Consider the following 21,744-nt stretch of genomic DNA (forward strand, 5'->3'; position numbering starts at 1 on the left):
TGGAGTCACTTCGAACAAGGCGACCTCGCACTGGAGTCAGCGATGAACAGCAAGAGCCGTAAGACCCGTATACGTGCCGCCGTCGTCACCGGCGCCGCCCTGGTCACCGCCGCTTCCGTCACCGCCGGTGTCAGCGCGGCCGGGCCGCGGCCCGAGGCGAAGCCCAGCAAGGCACAGGTCGCCTCGCTCTTCGACCGGTGGAACGCCGCCCTGCAGACCGGCGACCCGGAGCGGGTGGCCAAGCTGTACGCCGACGATGCCGTCCTGCTGCCCGCTGTCTCCAACAGGATCCGCACCGACCACGACGAGATCGTCGACTACTTCGAGCACTTCCTGGCGAACAGGCCGGTGGGCAAGAAGGTCCGGACGATCGTGTACGTGCTCGACCGGAACTCCGCCATCGACACGGGGATCTACCGGTTCACCCTGACCGACCCGAAGACCGGCAAGAAGCGGGCCGTGGAGGCCCGTTACACCTACGAGTACGAGAAGCGCGGCGGGCAGTGGCTCATCGTCAACCACCACTCCTCGGCGATGCCCGAAGGGTGATCGACACCCACAGGCCGCCTCCCGGAGCGTCCCGCAGGGTCACCGTTCCGCCGTCGTCCGTCACGAGTTGTCGTACGACGGCCAGGCCCAGGCCCGAGCCGGAGCGTCCGGTCAGGCCCTGGCCGCGCCAGAAGCGGTCGAAGGCGCGGGACTTCTCGGCGTCCGTCATCCCTGGGCCCTCGTCCAGGATGGAGAGGGTCACCTCGTCGGGGCCGGACTCCACCCGCACCGTGATCGTGCCGCCGTCGGGTGAGACCTCCAGGGCGTTCGAGAGCACGTTGTCCAGCACCTGCTCCAGATGACCGGGACTGGCCAGCACAGTCGGCCGGCCGTCGGCACTCCCCCTGAGCGCGATGTGGACTCCGCGCTCGTCGGCGGCCGGTCTCCACACGGACAGACGCTCGCGCACGATGTCGCCGAGCGGGAGCGGTTCCGCCGCCGTGACCTGCGCCTCCGCGCGGGCCAGCACCAGCAGGCCGTTGACCAGGCGGCTCATCCGGACCACCTCGGCCGTCGCCTGGTCCACGTCCTCCCGGACGAACTCGTCGTCCACGCCGTCCGCGATGTTGTCCAGGGACAGGCGCAGCGCCGTGAGGGGGGTGCGCAGCTGGTGGGAGGCGTCCGCGACGAAGATGCGCTGGGACGCCACCAGGGTGTCCAGGCGTTCGGCGCCCTGATCGAGGGTGCGGGCCAGGGTCTGTGTCTCCGGGGGGCCGGTGACCGGGGAGCGGGCCGTGAGGTCGCCGTCGCTGAACCTGCTCGCCATGTCGTTGAGCTGGCGCAGGGGGCGGGTGAGGCGGCGGGCCACGATCGCGCCGATCAGGGCCGCCACGGCCAGGACGGCGACCGCCAGCGTCGCCCGGAAGCCCCAGATGATCCACAGCCTGTGGGTGAGGCTGCCGGTGGAGTAGACGATGCGTACGGCGCCCACCACCCGGTCGCCGTCCTTCGCCGGGATCGTGATCACCAGCTGGGGGCCCCAGATGAGGTACGCGCACGCCCCGCACCTTAGTGCTTGAAACTTAATTCACAGTGGTCACTGTGAGCCGGGGCACGTTTCGCGTGGCGTGCCGTGCACTGGGCAGGTTCGGGGCGAGCGCCTGACGTCTCACCATGCGGGAGCAGGGGGGTGGATTTCGGACGCTCGTTAGACTGAGCCGACACAAACGAACCGAGCGAGGAGCGCACGTGGGCCTTGTCGTGCAGAAGTACGGAGGCTCCTCCGTAGCCGATGCCGAGGGCATCAAGCGCGTCGCCAAGCGGATCGTGGAAGCGAAGAAGAACGGCAACCAGGTGGTTGTCGTCGTTTCCGCGATGGGCGACACGACGGACGAGCTGATCGATCTCGCCGAGCAGGTTTCACCGATGCCTGCCGGCCGGGAGTTCGACATGCTGCTGACCGCCGGAGAGCGTATCTCCATGGCCCTGCTGGCCATGGCGATCAAAAACCTGGGCCACGAGGCACAGTCGTTCACCGGCAGCCAGGCAGGCGTCATCACCGACTCGGTCCACAACAAAGCCCGGATCATCGACGTCACGCCGGGCCGGATCCGGACGGCGCTCGACGAGGGCAACATCGCGATCGTCGCCGGGTTCCAGGGCGTCAGCGCGGACAAGAAGGACATCACCACGCTGGGGCGCGGCGGGTCCGACACGACCGCCGTGGCGCTCGCGGCCGCCCTCGACGCCGAGGTCTGCGAGATCTACACCGACGTCGACGGCGTGTTCACCGCCGACCCGCGCGTGGTGAAGAAGGCGAAGAAGATCGACTGGATCTCCTTCGAGGACATGCTGGAGCTGGCGGCCTCCGGATCCAAGGTGCTGCTCCACCGCTGTGTGGAGTACGCCCGCCGCTACAACATCCCGATCCACGTCCGCTCCTCCTTCAGTGGGCTGCAGGGCACGTGGGTCAGCAGCGAGCCGATCGAGCAAGGGGACAAGAAGGTGGAGCAGGCCATCATCTCCGGTGTCGCGCACGACACCTCCGAGGCCAAGATCACGGTCGTCGGCGTGCCGGACAAGCCGGGCGAGGCCGCCGCGATCTTCCGGACCATCGCCGATGCCGCGATCAACATCGACATGGTCGTGCAGAACGTGTCGGCGGCCTCCACGGGGCTGACCGACATCTCCTTCACGCTGCCGAAGACCGAGGGTCGCAAGGCCATCGACGCGCTGGAGAAGAACAAGCACGGCATCGGCTTCGACTCGCTGCGCTACGACGACCAGATCGGCAAGATCTCCCTCGTCGGCGCCGGGATGAAGACCAACCCGGGCGTCACCGCCTCCTTCTTCGAGGCGCTGAGCAACGCGGGCGTGAACATCGAGCTGATCTCCACCTCCGAGATCCGCATCTCCGTCGTCACCCGCGCCGACGACGTGCCGGAGGCCGTGCGTGCCGTGCACACCGCCTTCGGCCTCGACTCCGAGACCGACGAGGCCGTCGTCTACGGAGGCACGGGCCGGTAATGGCGCCGACCGGGAAGCCGACGCTCGCGGTCGTGGGTGCGACCGGAGCCGTCGGCGCGGTCATGCTCCAGATCCTGTCCCAGCGCGCGGACATCTGGGGCGAGATCCGTCTGATCGCCTCCCCGCGCTCGGCCGGCCGCAAGCTGGCCGTGCGCGGCGAGGAGGTCGAGGTCCAGGCCCTGACGGAGGACGCCTTCGCCGGGGTCGACATCGCGATGTTCGACGTGCCCGACGAGGTCGCCGCCGAGTGGGCGCCGATCGCCGCCGCGCGCGGTGCGGTCGTCGTCGACAACTCCGGTGCCTTCCGCATGGACCCGGACGTGCCGCTCGTCGTCCCCGAGGTCAATCCGCACGCGGTGCGGAGCAGGCCGCGCGGGATCGTCGCCAACCCCAACTGCACGACCCTGTCGATGATCGTCGCCCTCGGCGCGCTGCACGCCGAGTTCGGGCTGCGCGAGCTGGTGGTGTCGTCGTACCAGGCGGTGAGCGGGGCGGGCCGCGCGGGCGTCGAGACGCTGCGGGCCCAGCTGTCCCTGGTCGCCGGGACCGAGCTGGGGACCAAACCCGGCGACGTACGGCGGGCCGTCGGGGACGACACCGGGCCCTTCCCCGAGCCGGTCGCGCTGAACGTGGTCCCCTGGGCCGGGTCGCTCCGGGAGGACGGCTGGTCGTCGGAGGAGATGAAGGTGCGGGACGAGTCCCGCAAGATCCTCGGACTGCCGACGCTGCCCGTCGCCGTGACCTGTGTCCGGGTACCCGTGATCACCACGCACTCGCTCACCGTCCACGCCCGCTTCCAGGGCGAGGTCACCGTCGACGGCGCCCGCGAGATCCTCGCCACCGCTCCCGGGGTGGTGCTCTGCGACGACCCCGCCGCCGGCGAGTTCCCCACCCCCGCCGATGTGGTGGGCACCGACCCGACCTGGGTCGGGCGGGTGCGGCGGGCCCTCGACGACCCGACCGCGCTGGAACTCTTCGTCTGCGGCGACAACCTGCGCAAGGGTGCCGCGCTGAACACCGCGCAGATCGCGGAACTGGTGGCGGCGGAGTTGACCGGGGAACCCTCCCCACACGCGTGAGATGTTTGTAGGATCCATGTAAGAAATGTGGCCGGGAGCATGGTCCAAACCACTTGAACCTTGAACCTCGGCAGCAGAGGATTTTCCTCCCCGCCCCTCGCAACCGCGCGAGGGGCGGGGAGCGTCTTTGCGGTCACCCTTGCGGGGCGTGAGACGTGGGGATCCTGGCGTGGGGACGCCGTGATCGGGGCGTGGGGACGCCCGTTCAAATGGCATATAGGGGAAGAGCGGACGCATGACGGCACTTGAGGCACCGCCGGTTGTCGCACATGTGACCTCCGGCATGTACAACCCTGGCGGGGGGAGACGTGTCCAACTGGCGTGGCAGAGGTACTCGAACTCAGTGCGGCCCGCGGCGCCGCGGCGCTCCGACCGCCCCGTGCGGCGCTCCGGCCGCGCATGCCCGGCGGCATGCCGGTGATCGCGCCCATGCCCGCAGCGCGGCCCGCCCGCATACCCAGTCAGCGTGACGGCTCGGAGGAGACCGCGGCCGGCGCGGCCGGCACGGACACCGTGGTCGCCGGTACGACCGTCGACCACCTCACCGAGACCTACCGGGCGCACTACCGCTCGCTGCTCGGCCTCGCCGCGCTTCTCCTCGACGACACCGCCTCCTGTGAGGACGTCGTCCAGGAGGCGTTCATCCGCGTCCACTCGGCCCGCAAGCGCGTCCGCGACCCCGAGAAGACGCTCGCCTACCTCCGGCAGACGGTCGTCAACCTCTCCCGCTCCGCCCTGCGCCGCCGCATCCTCGGCCTGAAGCTCCTCTCCAAGCCGATGCCGGACATGGCGAGCGCGGAGGAGGGCGCCTACGACCAGCTGGAGCGGCGCGACCTCATCAAGGCGATGAAGGGCCTGCAGCGCCGCCAGCGCGAGGTCCTCGTCCTGCGCTACTTCGCGGACATGACCGAGGCCCAGGTCGCCGAGACGCTGGGCATCTCGCTGGGCTCCGTGAAGGCGTACGGCTCGCGGGGCATCGCCGCGCTGCGGGTGGCCATGGAGGCACCGGCATGAGCGGGCAAGCCGAAGGGGGCGATTCCCATGAAGGCAACTCGCAAGAAGGCCACTCCCATGGACGCCATGAGCCCTACGCCTGGCACGAGCCGACGAAGCGGCACGAGCAAGAGCACACGCAATCGCACGCTGGGAACGGAACTGTGAACCACGGCCCCGACGAAAAGGGCCCCGAGGGGCTCGGCCCGGGCCTCGACGGGCTCGACGGCCTCGGCTCTGACGAGCTGTCTCTGCGCCGGATGCTGCACTCGGCGGTCGACGACATCGAGCCGCGCACCGGCACGCTGGACCATCTGCGCCGCGCGGTGCCCGCACGCCGGGCGCGCAAGCGGCAGGCCGCCGTCGGCATGGTGGCCGCCGCCCTGTTCATCGGCACGGCGGTCCCCGCCCTCATCCACGTCTCCAACTCCGGTGGCACCGACCCCAACACCGCCATGGCCGGGCAGACGTCCCAGGCCCAGGGCGGCGTCACCCAGGGCAAGGACCCGGACGGCGGTTCCAGCACCGCCGGCGGCTCCCAGGGCAAGACCCCCGGGCCCGGCAAGGACAGCAGCAAGACCGGCGAGCCGGGCAAGACCGGCGGCAACGGCACCGGCTCGGCCGGCGGTGCCAACCCGTCCGCCACACTGGCTGCGGGCACCCCGGCGTGCACGGCGGCCCAGCTGGGCGCCACGCAGACCGTCGACGCACCCGACACCGCAGGCGTCGTCTACGGCACCTTCCGCGTCTCCAACACCTCCACCACCGGTTGTACCGTCGGCGGCGCGGGCAGCGTCACGGTCGCGGCGCAGGCCGCCGCCGATCCGGCGAAGGTGAGCGGCGTACGGCATGTGTCCGGGGACGCGGCGGCCGCCCTGCCCGACCCCTCCCTGGAGGTCACGACGCTGGTCCTCCAGCCGGGCGCGGCCTACGTGGAGAGGTTCGCCTTCGTACCGTCCGAGACCTGCCCCACCACGGGCGGCGGCAGCGCCTCCGGCGGCACGGACAGCGGCGGCCCCTCACCCGAACCGACGCCCTCCCCGGACGCCGGCGCCAGCGGAAGCACGGCCAGCACCGGTGGTGCGGAAGGCGTCGGCACCCAGCTCGTCACCGAGGACGGTGGCACGGCCGACGGCAGCGTCCTCGTCACGCACACCGCCCAGGCCGGCCCGACGGTGTCGGCTACGGTGCCGAACGCCTGCGCGGGGACGGTGTACTACACCGGGGTGCTGGCGGGGCAGTAGGCGCCGGGCGCCGACGGGATCGCAGGCGTCACACGGCGGTCGGAGCGGAGGCGTTCTTCTGCGCCTCGTCCTGCGCCTCGTTCTGCTCCTGCTCCTGCACCAGGCCGAGCGCCGCGTCGCGCTGGAACTCCACCTCGCGGCGCAGCAGCCGGAACCACATGAAGACCACGAAGCCCGCGAAGACGAACCACTCCCCGGTGTAGCCGAGGTTCTGGAACGCCTTCAGGTCGAGACCGGTGCCGGCCGGCGCGGTCGCGGGCACGGCCTTCATCCCTGCGTCGGCCTTGTCGAGGGTGACCCAGGCGTCGTACAGCTTGTCCGGCACCAGGTTCACCAGCGAGGCCGCGCTGATCGCCGCCGACTGGCCGGCGGGCAGCCCGCCCTGGGCGCCGACCCCGTTGTCCCCCGGGGTCTCGGAGGCCTGGAGCGCGCCGGTGACGGTGACCTCGCCGGTGGGCGGAGCGGGTGCCTTGGCGGGGTCCGCGTTGCCGGGCAGCCAGCCGCGGACCACGGGCAGGGACTTGCCGGTGTCGGTGCGCAGCAGCGTCAGTACGTAGAAGCCGCGCTTGCCCTCCAGTTCCCGGCCCGGCACGAGGAGTTGCCTGCCGTAGGTGCCGCTCGTGGTGACGCGGCGGCCCGAGGTGTTCTTGTCGACGGGCAGCATCCCGGCCAGCGGCCGGGCCTTCTCGTGCTGGTCGGAGGCGGCCTGCTCGGTCGCGGTGCGGTGGTCCTGCACCCGCCCCTCGAACCGGCTCAGCTGCCACGACCCCATGAACACGCAGAACGGGATGGCGAGCAGCACGAAGACGTTGATGCCCCACCAGCGGGGTGTCAGCAGAAACCGGTACACGCCCTCAACGGTACGGCGCCCGTGCCGGAGGCTTGGGCGGGGGGTTCGGCTCAGGGTTCGGCTCAGGGTTCCGTTCGGGGTCGGCTGGGGGTTCGGCCGGCTGCTCGACGAGTGCTCGACGAGTGCTCGACGGGTGCCCGGGGCGGGCGCGGGTGGGCACGTGTGTGCGGAGTCCGTGGTCGTGGTCGGGAAGTTATCCACAGGCTGGGTACACCCGCCAGCGGATGGGGCTGGGACCAGGCAGTATGGGCGCATGACTGGGGCCATGAGTGAGAGCAGGACGCCGGACACACCGGACATGCCGGACTGGGAGAAGCGCTTCCGGGCGCCGCGGGTCTCGCTGCCCGACTGGGCGGAGGACGCGCCGGACCGCTCCCTGTTCGTGTCGAACGCGACGGGCACGTACGAGCTGTACGCCTGGGACCGGGCGACGGGCGGGCAGCGGCAGGCCACGGACCGGCCGAACGGCACGACGGACGGCGTACTCACCCCGGACGGCGCGTGGATCTGGTGGTTCGACGACAAGGACGGCGACGAGTTCGGGATCTGGCGCCGTCAGCCCTTCGGCGGCGGGACCGACGAGACCGCCGTGCCCGGCCTCGAACCCTCCTACCCGGCCGGTCTGGCCCTGGCCCGCGACGGCCGTACGGCGGTGGTCGGCCGCTCCACGGACGAGGAGGGCACCACGATCCACCTCGCGCGCGAGGGCGAGGACCCGGTCGAGATCTACCGGCACCGCGAGTCGGCGGGCGTGGGCGACCTCTCCCACGACGGCTCCCTGCTCGCGATCGAGCACACCGAGCACGGCGACGCCATGCACGCGGCCCTGCGCGTGCTGCGCCCGGACGGCACGAAGGTCGCCGAGCTGGACGACACCAAGGGCGGCACCGAGGAACTGGGCCTGGAGGTCCTCGGCTTCGCTCCCGTGGACGGCGACACCCGCCTCCTCATCGGCCACCAGCGCCGCGGCCGCTGGGAGCCGCTCGTGTGGGACGTGGCGACGGGCGCGCAGACGGACCTCCTGCTCGACCTGCCCGGCGACGTCAGCGCCGAGTGGTATCCGGACGGCAGCGGCCTGCTCGTCGCCCACAGCCACGAGGCCCGCAGCGAGCTGTTCCGCTACGACCTGGCCGGGCACGAGCTGACCCGTGTCCCCACCCCGCCCGGCACGGTCTCCGGGGCGACGGCCCGCCCCGACGGCAGCGTGGAGTACCTGTGGTCGTCGGCCGCCGAGCCGTCCGTGGTCCGCTCCACGACCGGCGGGGTGGTCCTGGACCCGCCCGGCATGACGTGCCCGCCGTCCGTGCCGGTCGAGGATGCATGGGTGGAGGGCCCGGGCGGCCGCATCCACGCCCTGATCCAGAAGCCGGCCGGCGCCACCGGCCCGCTCCCCACGGTCTTCGACCTGCACGGCGGTCCGACCTGGCACGACAGCGACTCCTTCGCCGCGGGCCCGGCCGCCTGGGTGGACCACGGCTACGCGGTGGTCCGCATCAACTACCGCGGCTCCACGGGGTACGGCCGTGCCTGGACGGACGCGCTCAAGCACCGGGTCGGCCTGATCGAGCTGGAGGACGTGGCCGCGGTCCGCGACTGGGCGGTCTCCTCCGGCCTCGCCGACCCCGGGCGCCTGATCCTCACCGGTGCCTCCTGGGGCGGCTATCTCACCCTCCTCGGCATCGGCACCCAGCCCGAGGCGTGGGCGGTGGGCATCGCGGTCGTGCCGGTCGCGGACTACGTCACCGCGTACCACGACGAGATGGAGTCCCTGAAGGCGATGGACCGCACCCTGCTGGGCGGCACCCCGGAGGAGGTCCCGGACCGCTTCGAGGCGTCCTCGCCGCTGACCTACGTCGACCAGGTCAAGACCCCCGTCTACATCTCGGCGGGCGTCAACGACCCCCGCTGCCCGATCCGGCAGATCGACAACTACGTCAAGCGCCTGGAGGCCCGCGGCGCGACCCACGAGGTGTACCGCTACGACGCCGGCCACGGCTCACTGGTCGTGGACGAGCGGATCAAGCAGGTGAGACTGGAGACGGACTTCGCGGGGAGGCACTTGGGTCTGTAGGGCGCCCGGAGGAGACGCAGGGTCCAGGGGGCGGAGCCCCCTGGACGGGTCAGCGCAGCTCGGCCAGGCCCCGGCGGGTGGCGGCAACCACGACCCGGTCGCCCTTGCGCAGCACATAGTCGCCGGGAACGTCGGCACGGCCCTCCAGCGCCAGCACCCGGAACGCCCCCGCCCGAAACGCCTCCGCCACGCTCCGCCCCTCCAACTCCGCATGCCCGGCCACCTCGACCGAGGCGACCAGCAGCACCCGCCGCTCCACCGGAATCGCCCCCAGCACCTGGCGCCCCAGCATCGCCCCCGCGAACGCCGGCGCCGCCAGGTGCGACACACTCCGGCTGCGCGTGGAGGCCTGCGGATGGGCGGCCCGCAGCGTCCGGTACACCGCGGTGGCGAAGTCGTCGTCGTACAGCCGCAGCACCACCCGCAGATCCGGCCGCACGGACCGCGCGTACAGCACGGCCTCCAGATTGGTCGTGTCCGCGCTGGTCACCGCGAGCAGCGCATGCGCCCGATGGATCTTCGCGGCCTCCAGCACCCCCTCCTGCGTGACGTCCCCCAGCACCACCGGCACCCGCAGCCGCCGCGCGGTCGCAAGCCCCCGCGCCTCCGGGTCGGACTCCACGCACACCACGGGAATGTGCAGCTCCCGCAGCCGGGTCAGCACCCTCGTGCCGATCTTCCCGAGCCCGAGCAGCACCACGTGCCCGCCCAGACCGCGCGGCGGCTTCCGCAGCGCGGAGGCGGTCCGGAAGGTGCCGAGCGCCTCCAGCACCGCCGCCAGCAGCACCGGCAGCAACAGCAACCCCATGAGTCCGGAGAGGAGTTGGAGGATCTGCCGTCCGAGGGACTCCCCGAGCGCCGGATCGTCGATCGCGAACATGTCCAGCAAGGTCAGATAGAAGGCTCTCAGCGGATGGATCCCGGTGACCAGCCACAGCGCGACGGCGAGTGCCACCACACACCCCACGAGGCCGGCCAGCGACCACCGCAGCCGCCGTGAGAAGAGGGAGGAGAGCGGCGGTACGCCCCCCACCCCGCGTCCGGTGGCGGCCGACGCGGGACCGCCGAAGGACGACACCTGCTCCAGCACCACGGCGGCCCGCCCGGTGGCCTGCCGTACCTCCTCGTCGTCCGGCAGCAGCAGGGGCCCCTGCTCCCCGTTGCCCTCGGACTCGTCAGCCCCGGCAGGATCCGCGCCGGTCTCCGAGAGCAGCGCCAGGGTGCACAGCCCCGGATCGGCGAGCTGCCCGTCCGCGGCCGGCAGCCGCTCCACGGCCCGCAGCAGCAGACTGTCGGTCTGGACGACCTTGGTCGTGCCGGCGACGGCGGCCGCGGCCAGCGCGGGCGCGGCGGTGTCGGCGTCGGACAGCACGGTCGTGGACGCCTCCGGGCCGGCCGCCCCCGCGCCGTAGGCCAACGCGGCTGTCTGGTCGAGGAGTTCCTCGATGTGCTGGCCCAACCTCCGGTTGTACAGGCGCAGGACGAGCCTCAGGCGCGGGTTGAGCCGGCGGGCGGTCAGCGCGGCCCGGATGTTGGTCTCGTCGTCGTCATGGACGAGCGCCAGCGCGGTGGCCTGCTCCACTCCGGCCTCGGCGAGCACGGCCTCCGTGAGCTCGGCGGCCTCCAACACCCGCTCGCCGTCGGGCCGTCCTGCGACCGTGCCGTTCCCGGTCGTGCCGCCCGGGCCGTTGCCGGTGCCCCGTCCGACGGCGGCGTTGACCACCCGGTCGAGCAGCGCGGCCGACGCGGCCCGGGCCCGACCGACCACCGGGGGCCGCGCCGTCCGTTCGTTCGGCGGCACCACGAGGGTGACCTGCTCGCCGTGGACTCCGCGCAACTCGGCCGCCAGCCGGTGCGCGAGCCCGTCGTCACCGCACACCACCATGTGCGCCGCCCGGGCACCGGGCCCACCTTGATGAGGAACGCTCGCCACAAGGGAAAAGACTGCCCCAAGAAGACAGGTGGTTCCAGCAAGGAGGTGAACAACCGTGCCCACGGTCGCGTACTGGTGGGGAGGGAGAGGCAGCACCGAGCCGGAGGTACCCACCCGTGGCCATCACCGAGGACGCCCGGCCCGGCGCCGACGAGCGGAACCCGGCGCACCCGTCCGGTGAAGGGCCCGGCGACCGGCCGGCCAGGAGGCTCAGCTCCCCCCTCGTCCTGACGCTGACCCTGCTGCTGGCCGTGCTCGCCCAGTCCCCGATCCGCGCGGCCCTCGGCACCCCGTTGATGCAGAGCTGGATGACGGTGTTCGTGGCCGTGACGGTCCAGGCGCTGCCCTTCCTCGTGCTGGGTGTCCTGCTCTCGGCGGCGATCGCGGTCTTCGTGCCCCCGTCCTTCTTCGCCCGCGCCCTCCCGAGCCGGCCCGCCCTGGCCGTACCGGTGGCCGGGCTCGCGGGCGCCGTGCTGCCGGGCTGCGAGTGCGCGTCGGTGCCGGTGGCGGGCGCGCTGGTGCGCAGGGGCGTGACCCCGGCGGCGGCCCTGGCCTTCCTTCTCTCCGCGCCCGCGATCAACCCGATCGTCCTGACCGCCACGGCCGTCGCCTTCCCGCGCAACCCGGAGATGGTCCTGGCCCGCTTCCTCGCCAGCCTCCTGGTGGCCTGCGCGATGGGCTGGCTGTGGCAGCGCCTGGGCCGCACGGACTGGCTGCGTCCGCCGGCCCACGGTGCGCACGAGGGCGCGACCAGGGCCGAGGCGTTCTGGAACTCGGTCCGGCACGACACCGTGCACGCGGGCGGCTTCCTGGTGCTGGGCGCGATGGCTGCGGCCACGCTGAAGGCGGCGACCCCGGCGACCTGGCTGCGCACGGCGGCCGACAACCCCCTGGTCTCCGTGCTCGCCCTCGCCGTGCTCGCCGTACTGCTGTCCATCTGCTCGGAGGCGGACGCGTTCGTCGCGGCCTCGCTCACCCAGTTCTCCCTGACGGCCAAGCTGGTGTTCCTGGTGGTGGGCCCGATGATCGACCTCAAGCTCTTCGCGATGCAGGCCGGCACCTTCGGCCGTACCTTCGCGCTCCGCTTCGCCCCCGCCACGTTCGCGCTGGCCGTCGTGGGCGCCCTGGTGACCGGGACGGTGCTCCTGTGAACCGGCAGGCCCAGGCGGCGGTGATGTTCCTGCTGGGCGCTGCCCTCCTGCACGCGGGCGTCACCGACCTCTACCTGCGCTACGTCAAGGCGGGCCTGCAGCCGCTGCTGCTGGCCTCGGGCGCGGTCCTGATCGCGGCGGCCCTGGCGACGGCGTGGTACGAGCGCAAGCGCACCAAGGCGGCCAAGGCGGCCAAGGCGGCCACCGGCACCGCCCACATCCACCCCGAGCCGCGTATCTCCTGGCTCCTCGTCCTACCGCTGCTCGCCCTGATCCTCATCGCCCCGCCGGCCCTGGGCTCCTACAGTGCCCTGCGCACCGGCACGGCACTGCAACAGCCGTACGGCTACGGCAGGTTGCCCGCGGGTGATCCGGTCCCGCTCAGCGTGGTCGACTACGCGTCCCGCGCGGCCTACGGCCACGGCCGCTCCCTGCACGGCCGCCCCGTCCGTGTCACCGGCTTCCTCGCCCTGGACCACTCCGGCGCGCCCTACCTGGTCCGCATGGCCCTCAACTGCTGCGCGGCGGACGCCCAGCCGGTGAAGATCGCCCTGACCGGCAAGCTGCCCCCGGTCCTGCAACCGGACGCCTGGCTGGAGGTCACCGGCACCTACAGCCCCCGGCTGACCCGCGACCCGGTCAACAACGGCCCGATCCCGTACCTGAAGGTGACGTCGGCGAGGCCGGTACCGACCCCGCACGACCCGTACGACGAGACCTGGAACAACTGAGGCGACAGCCCCGTCAGCCCAGGCAGACCACGAGCAGGCAGAGCTGGGCCGGATGGGTCGCCGCCGGGGCGGGGGCCGCCGGGGACGTGCCCGTGTCCGTTCCGCTGCTGGTGGCGGGTGCGGGGGTGGGCGTGGACGGCTGCTGTGCCGTCGTGCCCGTGTCGCTGTGGGTGATCGTCGTGCTGCCGGAGACGGGGGCGGCGCTCTGGTGCGGTGCGGCAGGCGTCTGCGCGGGCAGCGGAGCGGCGGCCGCGTCCGGGTGGGTGTCCGGCGAGGCGTGCCGGGGAGCGGCGGCGAGGGTCTGGCCGCGCGGGGCGCCGGTCGCGGTGTGCCGGGCCGGGGTGGTGGTGCTCGGCGCGCGGTGCTTGCCGGGCGCGGTCGACTCCGGCTGGGCCTCGGCGGTGGTCTGCTCGTCCGTGGCGCCCATGGTCCGGTTGTCCGGCGCCGCGGCCGCCTGGGCCCGGTCGGGGGACTGCCGGTCCAGTGCGGCCAGGGTGAGGCCGCCGCCGACGAGCGCGACGGCGGTCGCGACCGCGGCCCGGCGCTTGTTCTTCTTCCAGCGGGCCAGCTGGCGGCGCCGGGCCGCCCGACCCTGCGGCGCGCGGGGGGCGCGGTCCGCGTCGCCGGACGGGAGGAACTCCGGGGTCTCGTCCGGTGCGGCCGGTGCCGGCTCGTCCAGGAGGTCGCTGTCGTACCAGGCGGCGGGAGCGGTCGCGCGCGCCGGCAGGGAGGTGACGGGGGCGATGTCCGGGGCGTAGGCGCCGCACCCGGGACACACCAGGGCACCGTTCAGATGCCGACGGCACGAGGAGCAGTAGTCCATTTACGGTCTTCCTGAATCGACTGCGCCTGCGGCCTCGGCCGGCGGCCTGGCCACGTTCGCACGTGGGAGCGAGCGGCCAGAACGCTAGCGAGGCTTTCGGAAGACTGTGTGCGGCCCGTGTGGCACTCCTGCACACATTCTCAGCGGATTCCTGGGGTGACTCGTGTCCCGTGCGCCACAGGGGTGCACGCGGACGGCCGATCCCGGGGAGCCGCACGGCCGTCCCGCGCGGAGACTGGTGCGGACCGTCCTGCCGTCCGTGGTGAGGTCCCGATGGCGTATGGCCTGGCACGCCGTGAGCTGGAACCGCGGGTCCCGCTGCGCCCCGGCGAGGGGGAGAAGCACCACCTCACCAGCCTGGAAGGGCTGGCCGCGCTGTCGCTGGACGCGCTCAGCTCGGTGGCGTACGGCCCCGAGGCCATCGTGCTGGTGCTGGTCGCGGCCGGGACCGGGGCGCTGACCGCCACCTTGCCGATCACGCTGGCGATCACCTTCCTGCTCGTGGCGCTTGTGGTGTCGTACGCCCAGGTCATCGCCGTACACCCGGACGGCGGAGGCGCCTACGCGGTGGCCAAGAAAGACCTGGGCGCGACCGCCGCCCTGCTCGCTGCGGCCAGTCTGGTCGTCGACTACGTGCTGACGGTCGCCGTCAGCCTCACCGCCGGCGCCGACGCCCTGGCCTCCGCCTTTCCGGCTCTGGCCCAGGACAAGCTGCTGGTGTGTCTGGCCGGCCTCGCGCTGCTGACGGCCGTGAACCTGCGCGGGGTCACCGAGAGCGCCCGGGTGCTGATGCTGCCCACCGCACTGTTCATCGTGGCCGTCCTGGGGGTCGTCGTCGGCGGCCTTCTCCGTTCGCATCCGGCGGCCGTGGTGGGCGGTGCGCAGCCCGTGCAGGCGCACGAGGCGCTGGGTCTGCTGCTGATCCTGAAGGCGTTCTCGGCCGGCTGTTCGGCGCTGACCGGTGTGGAGGCCATCGCCAACGCCGTGCCGACCTTCCGCGTCCCGCGGGTCCGGCGCGCCCAGGGCACCGAGTTCATGCTGGGCGGGCTGCTGGGCCTGATGCTGATCGGCATCGCCGTGCTGATCCGCCGCGACCAGGTCGCCCCGCGCGCGGACGTCACCGTCCTGGCCCAGCTCACCGCAGGCGCGTACGGCGACGGCTGGGCCTACTACGCCACCAACCTGATCGTCACCCTCGTCCTGCTGCTCGCGGCGAACACCAGTTTCGGCGGGCTGCCGGTGCTGATGAGCCTGCTGGCCCGCGACCACCGGCTGCCCCACCTGTTCGGGCTGCGCGCCGAACGGCCCGTCTACCGCTACGGCGTGGTGGCGCTGGCCCTGCTGGCCGCGCTGCTGCTCATCGCGTCCGACGCCGACACCCACCGGCTGATCCCGCTCTTCGCGATCGGCGTGTTCATCGGCTTCACCCTCAGCCAGCTCGGTCTCGTCCGGCACTGGGCCACCCAGCGGCCCCCGGGCTGGAAGCGCCGTGCGCTCATCAACGGCACCGGGGCGGCGCTCACCAGCCTGGCCGGGCTCATCCTCCTCGTCACCAAGTTCCTGGAGGGCGCCTGGGTGGTCGTGATCGCCGTACCGCTGCTGATGCTGCTGTTCTCCCGCATCCAGCGCTACTACACGGCCGTCGGCGAGGAACTCGGCCTCGGTCGCATCCCCGCCCCGCCCGACCCGCGCCCCGGCAGCCTGGTGATCGTCCCGCTGGGCGATGTCAGCAAGCTCGCCCGGTACGCCGTCGGCGCCGCTCTCGCGCTGGGCGACGAGGTGGTGGCCGTCGCCGTCCACAACGACCCGGACAAGACCCGCGCCCTTCAGGAGGCGTGGGCGCGGTGGAATCCGGGGGTGCGCCTCGACGTCATCGACAGCCCGCACCGGTCCCTGGTCCAGCCGATGGTCGACTACGTGCAGCACGCGGCCCGGGGCGGACGGCAGGTCGCGGTGCTGATCCCCGAGGTCGAACCCCGGCACCGCCGCTACGAGATCCTGCAGAACCAGCGCGGCCTGCTGCTGGCGACCGTACTGCGGGCCCGCACCGACGTGGTGGTCTGCCTGCTGCCCTACCGGCTGCGGATGTGAGGCGGGGCGGACGGTTGTGCTCACCGTCCGCCCGGATGGTGGGAGCCGGTCAGCTCTGGCCGGCCTTGGAGCCGTGGTCGGCCTTCTTCTTGCGGGCGCGCTTCGACATGTGCGTCAGTTCCTTTGCTCTGGAGGGTTCTTCAAGCGGTGCGGCCGACCAGCAGGTCCGCCAGTTTGGTGAGGCGCCTGACCGTGCGGTCCTCGGTCGCGGCCGGTGCCGGGTCGACGCGCTCGCCGCGGTCGTAGTAGGCGCCGTTGACGATCTCGACCGCCGGGTCGCACAGCCGGACCACGTGCCCGGCGCCCTCGGTGGCGGAGACGCCCTCGTGGGCGTACAGCGGCAGCAGGGCCGTGTCGCAGACGCCGGGGTGCACGGAGACGGCGGTGACGCGCGGGTCGGCCGCGAACACCGTGAGCGCCAGCTGGGACTGGGCGTAGGCGGCGAGGCGGGAGTAGCGGCGGGCGCGGTTGGGGTCGGACCAGCTGATGGAGGCCGTGCGGTGCAGGGAGGAGGAGACGTTGACGACGCGGCCGCCCGGGTCGGTGGTGAGGGCCGGCTCCAGGAGGCAGGTCAGCAGGTAGTGGGCGAGGAAGTTGACCTGGAAGGCGATCTCGTTGCCGTCGGCGGTGACGGTGTGCCGCTCGGGGGCGGCCATGCCCGCGTTGTTGACGAGCACGTCCAGCTGCGGGTGTTCGGCGACGACGCGGTGGGCGAGGGTCTCCACTTCGTCGAGGCGCGAGAAGTCGGCGGCGAACGCGCACAGGTGGCCGCCGTCGATGCCCGCGGTCGCGACCAGGCGGTCGGCTGCCGCGCGGGCCTCCTCGGCGGTGCGGCCGTGCAGCAGCACGGTGGCGCCGCGCTCGGCCAGCTGCCGGGCGGTCTCGTAGCCGATGCCGGAGGTGGCGCCGGTGACCAGGACGGCGAGCGAAGAAAGGGGTGAGTCGGACATGTTCCCATCCGGGGTTGCGGGCACGCCGGCACGGCCCGGCGAGGGGCGGTGGGCGTGCGGTGAAGAAAGGTGGGCGAGGGGTGCCGGAGTCGATCACGGCGCCCCTCAGATCGGGGAGCCGCCGATCACGGCGCCCCAGGGGTGGGCGGAAAACGGCGTCAGCGGGACGCGGGCCGCTCCGCACAGCGCGGCTCACGACGCGACGGCCGAGCGGGACTCGGCGGCCGGTCGAGGAGGAGCCAGGCGCTGTTCACGGGCTCCATGGAAGCCGTGCCGCACGCACCGGGCAAGCCGGAACGCCCTTCTCTGACGGGGCTCTGACGTGCGCAGACGCGACCTTGACGGGGGCCCTGGCGGGGTTCAGCCAAGGCCGGGGACACCCGAGATGAGCAGGTCGATGAGCTTGATGCCGACGAAGGGCAGTACGAGCCCGCCGAGTCCGTAGACGAGCAGGTTGCGGCGCAGCAGGTCGTGGGCCGAGGAGGGGGTGTAGCGCACGCCGCGCAGGGCGAGCGGGATGAGTCCGACGATGATCAGGGCGTTGAAGATGATCGCGGAGGTGATGGCGGAGGTCGGGCTGTGCAGGCCCATGACGTTCAGCGACTCCAGGCCCGGGTACGTGCCCGCGAACATCGCGGGGATGATCGCGAAGTACTTCGCGACGTCGTTCGTGATGGAGAACGTCGTCAACGCGCCTCGGGTGATGAGAAGTTGCTTGCCGATCTCGACGATTTCGATGAGCTTGGTCGGGTTGGAGTCGAGGTCGACCATGTTGCCGGCCTCCTTGGCGGCCGACGTGCCGGTGTTCATGGCCACGCCGACGTCCGCCTGCGCAAGGGCCGGGGCGTCGTTGGTGCCGTCGCCGGTCATCGCGACCAGCTTGCCGCCCGCCTGCTCCTGCGTGATCAGCGCGAGTTTGTCCTCGGGGGTCGCCTCGGCCAGGTAGTCGTCCACGCCCGCCTCCTGGGCGATGGCGCGGGCGGTGAGCGGGTTGTCGCCGGTGACCATGACGGTGCGGATGCCCATCCGGCGCAGTTCGACGAAGCGTTCGCGGATGCCGTCCTTGACGACGTCCTTGAGGTGGATCAGGCCGAGGACGCGCGGCCCGTCCCAGTCGTGCACGGCGACCAGCAGCGGGGTCCCGCCGGACGCTGCCACGGCGTCGGCGTACATCCGTGCCTCGGGCGGGACCTGGCCGCCGTACCTCTGCACCCACTCGATGACCTGCTGGGCGGCGCCCTTGCGGATGACGCAGACGGCTCCGTTGTCCCAGCGCAGGTCGACGCCGCTCATCCGGGTCTGTGCGCTGAAGGCGACCCAGCGGGCGTTCGCCAACTCGCCCTCGGCGGGGGCCCGCAGCCCGTGCCGCTGCTTGGCGAGGACGACGACGGAGCGGCCCTCCGGGGTCTCGTCGGCCAGTGAGGAGAGCTGGGCGGCGTCGGCGAGCTGCCGTTCCTCGACGCCGGGCAGCGGGACGAAGGCGGCGGCCTCGCGGTTGCCGAGGGTGATGGTGCCGGTCTTGTCGAGCAGCAGGGTGTTCACATCGCCCGCCGCCTCGACCGCACGGCCCGACATCGCGACGACGTTGCGCTGCACCAGCCGGTCCATTCCGGCGATGCCGATCGCGGAGAGCAGCGCGCCGATCGTGGTCGGGATGAGGGTGACGAGGAGGGCGACCAGCACGGTCGTGGACTGGGCGGCGTCGGCGTACTCGCCCATCGGCTGGAGGGCGACCACGACCAGCAGGAAGATGATCGTGAGCGAGGCCAGCAGGATGTTCAGCGCTATCTCGTTGGGTGTCTTCTGCCGGGACGCGCCCTCGACCAGGGCGATCATCCGGTCCAGGAAGCTGTGGCCGGGGCGTGCACTGACCCGGACGACGATCCGGTCGGACAGGACGGTGGTCCCGCCCGTGACCCCGCTGCGGTCGCCGCCGGATTCCCGGATCACGGGCGCCGATTCACCGGTGACGGCCGACTCGTCGACCGCGGCGACCCCGTCGACGACATCGCCGTCCGCCGGGATCATCTCGCCCGCTTCGACGAGTACGACGTCCAGCGGCTTCAGGTCGGTGGCGGCGATGGCCTCCGTGCGGGCGGTGGCGAGGTTCGTGCCGTAGCTCCAGTGCAGGAGCCGCAGCGCCACCGTGTCCGTACGGGCCCGGCGCAGCGACTCCGCCTGCGCCCTGCCCCGGCCCTCGGCGACCGCCTCGGCGAGGTTCGCGAAGACCACCGTCAGCCACAGCCAGAGGCTGATGACCCAAGTGAACACGGCAGGGTGGAGGAGTGCGGACAGCGTGGTGAGGGCCGCGCCGACGGAGACGACGAAGAGCACCGGGTTCCGGACGAGGGCGCGCGGGTGCAGTTTGCGCAGCGCCTCGGGGAAGGAGCGGACGAGCTGGACGGGTTCGAACAGTCCACTCGGGGCCCGGCGTCTCGCCCTCTTCTCGGATAAGGGCCGGACTGTGCGCCGGGGGCGTGACGGTGGGGCCTGCTGGGGGGCGGCGGGAAGCATCGACACCTTCGTGCCTTGAGGGCGGACAGGGGCTGTGGTCGTGGGTCCGTGGGGGGGGGGGGGGCCCGCCCCCCGCCGGCCCCGAGATCATCACCGTGGCCACGGCCGCGGATCAGTCCTCGGACGCGTTCTCCTCCAGCACCTTCAGCGCCGGGTCGAGGACGACGTCCTCCTCGCGCTGAGTGGTCGGGTCCTCCGGGAAGTGGCAGGCGGTCAGGTGGCCGTCCCGGTTCCCGGAGATCTGGACCAGCGGCGGCTCCTCGGTCGCGCACTTGTCCTGCGCCTTCCAGCAGCGGGTGCGGAAGCGGCAGCCGGACGGCGGATGGATCGGCGAGGGGACGTCACCGGCGAGCCGGATCCGCTCGCGGTCGCCCTCGTCCACGCCGACCTCGGGGACGGCCGAGAGCAGAGCGTGCGTGTAGGGGTGGCGGGGCCGGTTGTAGATCGAGTCCCGGTCACCGACCTCGACCACCTTGCCGAGGTACATCACCGCGACGCGATGCGAGAAGTGCCGCACGACGGCCAGGTCGTGGGCGATGAACAGGAACGCGATGCCCAGTTCCTTCTGGACCTCCTGGAGCAGGTTCACCACCTGCGCCTGGATGGACACGTCCAGCGCGGAGACCGGCTCGTCCGCCACGATCAGCTTCGGGTTCAGCGCCAGGGCGCGGGCGACGCCGATGCGCTGGCGCTGGCCGCCGGAGAACTCGTGCGGGAAGCGGTTGTAGTGCTCCGGGTTCAGGCCGACGAGCTCCAGCAGCTCCCGGACCTTCTTCTCCCGGCCGCCCTCCGGCTCGATCCCGTTGACCTCCATCGGCGACTTGATGATCGTGCCGACGGTCTGGCGGGGGTTCAGCGAGGAGTACGGGTCCTGGAAGATCATCTGGATCTCGGACCGCACAGGTGCCAGCTGCCGGCGCGAGGCACGGGTGATGTCCTGTCCGGCGTAGCTGATGGTGCCGCCCGTCGGCTCCAGCAGACGGGTGATCAGCCGGCCCGTGGTCGACTTGCCGCAGCCGGACTCGCCGACCAGGCCGACGCTCTCGCCGACGCCGACGGTCAGGTCGATGCCGTCGACGGCCTGCACCGCGCCGACCTTCCGCTTGATCGGAAAGCCGCCGTAGATCGGGAAGTGCTTGGTCAGGCCCTTGACCTCGAGGAGCGTCTCCGACGAGGCGGCGGCGGTGCCCTGCTGTTCGGGGAGGGTGAGGTTGTCGCTCATGTCTCGGTACTCCCTAGCGCAGCCGAGGCTGGATCTTGTCGATGAAGATGGTCTGCTTCTGCTCGGCCGTGAGGTGGCAGGCAGTGGCCCGTCCCTCGCCCAGCGGCGGCCGGACCTCGGTGCACAGGTTGCCCTGCACCTCGTCCTTGAACGAGCAGCGCGGGTGGAAGGGGCAGCCCGACGGCGGGTTGAGCAGCGAGGGCGGGCTGCCGGGGATCGGCGTCAGCTTCTCGTCGAGGTCGCTGTCCAGGCGCGGCATCGAGCTGAGCAGACCCCAGGTGTAGGGGTGCTTCGGCTCGTGCAGCACCTCGCGGACGCTGCCGCGCTCCACGGCCCGGCCCGCGTACATCACCAGCAGGTCGTCGGCCATGTGCGAGATGACGCCCAGGTCGTGGGTGATGAAGATGATCGCGGAGCCGAACTCCTGCTGGAGGTCCTTGAGCAGGTCCAGGATCTGCGCCTGCACGGTCACGTCGAGCGCGGTGGTCGGCTCGTCGGCGATCAGCAGGTCGGGGTCGCACATCAGCGCCATGGCGATCATCGCGCGCTGGCGCATACCGCCGGAGAACTGGTGCGGGTAGTCGTCGAAGCGGATCTTGGGCTGCGGGATGCCGACCTTCTCCAGCATCTGGATGGCCCGGTCCTTCGCCTCCTTCTTGGAGGCGCCGCGGTGCTTCATGAACGGCTCGGACAGCTGGCGGCCCACCGTGTAGAACGGCGACAGCGCGGTCAGCGGGTCCTGGAAGATCATCGCCATCTTGTTGCCGCGGAGCTGCTCCAGCTCCTTCTCGTTGGCGGTGACGAGTTCCTTGCCGTCGAGGACGATCTCGCCGTCGATGGTGGAGGTGCGGGGGTTGTGCAGGCCCAGGATCGTCAGGTTGGTGACGGACTTACCGGAGCCGGACTCGCCGACGATACCCAGTGTCTTGCCGCGCTCGACGTCGAAGGAGAGGCCGTCGACCGCCTTGACGATGCCGTCCTCGGTGGAGAACTGCACCTTCAGATCGCGCACCGAGAGGAAGCTCTCCGGGCCGGTCGGGGCCGGAGCGTCCTCGGTCTTGGTCAGTGTGGTCACGG

16 protein-coding genes and 1 pseudogene are annotated in these 21,744 nt (G+C 72.0%); 9 read left to right on the plus strand and 8 right to left on the minus strand.

Annotation, left to right across the window (positions count from 1 at the left end; genetic code table 11):
- Positions 1-42: 42 nt before the first annotated feature.
- Positions 43-549: an SgcJ/EcaC family oxidoreductase gene (locus ABZ471_RS29185; protein ID WP_359070473.1), complete on the plus strand. Its 507-nt coding sequence runs from the start codon at positions 43-45 to the stop codon at positions 547-549.
- Here ABZ471_RS29185 and ABZ471_RS29190 read toward each other — a convergent pair.
- Positions 515-1,534, minus strand: a pseudogene (locus tag ABZ471_RS29190) (HAMP domain-containing sensor histidine kinase); the annotation flags it as partial. The gene ABZ471_RS29185 and the pseudogene ABZ471_RS29190 overlap by 35 nt on opposite strands.
- A gap of 203 nt (positions 1,535-1,737) precedes the next feature.
- Between ABZ471_RS29190 and ABZ471_RS29195 the strand changes: the two are divergent.
- The 4 genes from ABZ471_RS29195 (at position 1,738) to ABZ471_RS29210 (ending at position 6,331) form a co-directional block, all read left to right on the plus strand.
- Positions 1,738-3,015: an aspartate kinase gene (locus tag ABZ471_RS29195; RefSeq protein WP_359070475.1), complete on the plus strand. Its 1,278-nt coding sequence runs from the start codon at positions 1,738-1,740 to the stop codon at positions 3,013-3,015.
- Positions 3,015-4,094 (plus strand): aspartate-semialdehyde dehydrogenase, encoded by a 1,080-nt coding sequence (locus ABZ471_RS29200; RefSeq protein WP_359070477.1) that lies wholly within the window; start codon positions 3,015-3,017, stop codon positions 4,092-4,094. The genes ABZ471_RS29195 and ABZ471_RS29200 overlap by 1 nt, the downstream gene beginning before the upstream one ends.
- Before the next feature lie 321 nt (positions 4,095-4,415).
- A complete protein-coding gene (locus ABZ471_RS29205) occupies positions 4,416-5,108 on the plus strand; it encodes a SigE family RNA polymerase sigma factor (protein WP_359070478.1) in 693 nt (230 codons plus the stop codon).
- A gap of 143 nt (positions 5,109-5,251) precedes the next feature.
- Positions 5,252-6,331: a hypothetical protein gene (locus ABZ471_RS29210; protein ID WP_359070480.1), complete on the plus strand. Its 1,080-nt coding sequence runs from the start codon at positions 5,252-5,254 to the stop codon at positions 6,329-6,331.
- Positions 6,332-6,359: 28 nt separating this feature from the next.
- On the opposite strand, the gene ABZ471_RS29215 is transcribed toward ABZ471_RS29210, so the two are convergent.
- The gene (locus ABZ471_RS29215) at positions 6,360-7,181 is read right to left on the minus strand and encodes an SURF1 family protein (RefSeq protein ID WP_359070482.1); all 822 of its coding nucleotides are present in this window, start codon (positions 7,179-7,181) and stop codon (positions 6,360-6,362) included.
- A gap of 265 nt (positions 7,182-7,446) precedes the next feature.
- Between ABZ471_RS29215 and ABZ471_RS29220 the strand changes: the two genes are divergently transcribed.
- A complete protein-coding gene (locus ABZ471_RS29220) occupies positions 7,447-9,252 on the plus strand; it encodes a prolyl oligopeptidase family serine peptidase (protein ID WP_359070483.1) in 1,806 nt (601 codons plus the stop codon).
- 49 nt (positions 9,253-9,301) lie between these two features.
- On the opposite strand, the gene ABZ471_RS29225 is transcribed toward ABZ471_RS29220, so the two are convergent.
- Positions 9,302-11,137, minus strand: coding sequence for an NAD-binding protein (locus ABZ471_RS29225; protein ID WP_359070484.1), 1,836 nt, complete (start codon positions 11,135-11,137; stop codon positions 9,302-9,304).
- Between the two features lie 164 nt (positions 11,138-11,301).
- On the opposite strand from ABZ471_RS29225, the gene ABZ471_RS29230 reads away from it, so the two are divergent.
- Together ABZ471_RS29230 and ABZ471_RS29235 are read left to right on the plus strand one after the other, a co-directional pair.
- On the plus strand, positions 11,302-12,336 hold the full coding sequence (locus tag ABZ471_RS29230) for a permease (RefSeq protein ID WP_359070486.1): 1,035 nt from the start codon (positions 11,302-11,304) through the stop codon (positions 12,334-12,336).
- On the plus strand, positions 12,333-13,067 hold the full coding sequence (locus tag ABZ471_RS29235) for a TIGR03943 family protein (protein ID WP_359070488.1): 735 nt from the start codon (positions 12,333-12,335) through the stop codon (positions 13,065-13,067). The genes ABZ471_RS29230 and ABZ471_RS29235 overlap by 4 nt, the downstream gene beginning before the upstream one ends.
- A 13-nt stretch (positions 13,068-13,080) precedes the next feature.
- Here ABZ471_RS29235 and ABZ471_RS29240 read toward each other — a convergent pair whose 3' ends face one another.
- Positions 13,081-13,890 carry a hypothetical protein gene (locus ABZ471_RS29240; RefSeq protein ID WP_359070490.1) on the minus strand — a complete coding sequence of 270 codons (810 nt, stop codon included), beginning with the start codon at positions 13,888-13,890 and terminating at the stop codon, positions 13,081-13,083.
- A gap of 273 nt (positions 13,891-14,163) precedes the next feature.
- On the opposite strand from ABZ471_RS29240, the gene ABZ471_RS29245 reads away from it, so the two are divergent.
- The gene (locus tag ABZ471_RS29245; RefSeq protein WP_359070492.1) at positions 14,164-15,981 is read left to right on the plus strand and encodes an APC family permease; all 1,818 of its coding nucleotides are present in this window, start codon (positions 14,164-14,166) and stop codon (positions 15,979-15,981) included.
- A gap of 140 nt (positions 15,982-16,121) precedes the next feature.
- On the opposite strand, the gene ABZ471_RS29250 is transcribed toward ABZ471_RS29245, so the two are convergent.
- The 4 genes from ABZ471_RS29250 to ABZ471_RS29265 all read right to left on the minus strand — a co-directional run bounded on the left by ABZ471_RS29250 (position 16,122) and on the right by ABZ471_RS29265 (position 21,742).
- Positions 16,122-16,931, minus strand: coding sequence for an SDR family NAD(P)-dependent oxidoreductase (locus ABZ471_RS29250; protein ID WP_359070494.1), 810 nt, complete (start codon positions 16,929-16,931; stop codon positions 16,122-16,124).
- Between the two features lie 360 nt (positions 16,932-17,291).
- Positions 17,292-19,445 carry a potassium-transporting ATPase subunit KdpB gene (kdpB, locus tag ABZ471_RS29255; RefSeq protein ID WP_359070510.1) on the minus strand — a complete coding sequence of 718 codons (2,154 nt, stop codon included), beginning with the start codon at positions 19,443-19,445 and terminating at the stop codon, positions 17,292-17,294.
- Positions 19,446-19,557: 112 nt separating this feature from the next.
- Positions 19,558-20,667, minus strand: a complete 1,110-nt coding sequence (locus ABZ471_RS29260) for a dipeptide ABC transporter ATP-binding protein (RefSeq protein ID WP_359070496.1) — start codon at positions 20,665-20,667, stop codon at positions 19,558-19,560.
- Between the two features lie 13 nt (positions 20,668-20,680).
- Positions 20,681-21,742 (minus strand): ABC transporter ATP-binding protein, encoded by a 1,062-nt coding sequence (locus tag ABZ471_RS29265; protein ID WP_359070498.1) that lies wholly within the window; start codon positions 21,740-21,742, stop codon positions 20,681-20,683.
- Positions 21,743-21,744 lie beyond the last annotated feature (2 nt).

It is taken from the genome of Streptomyces sp. NPDC005728 (genome assembly GCF_040630895.1).
GTDB lineage: Bacteria > Actinomycetota > Actinomycetes > Streptomycetales > Streptomycetaceae > Streptomyces.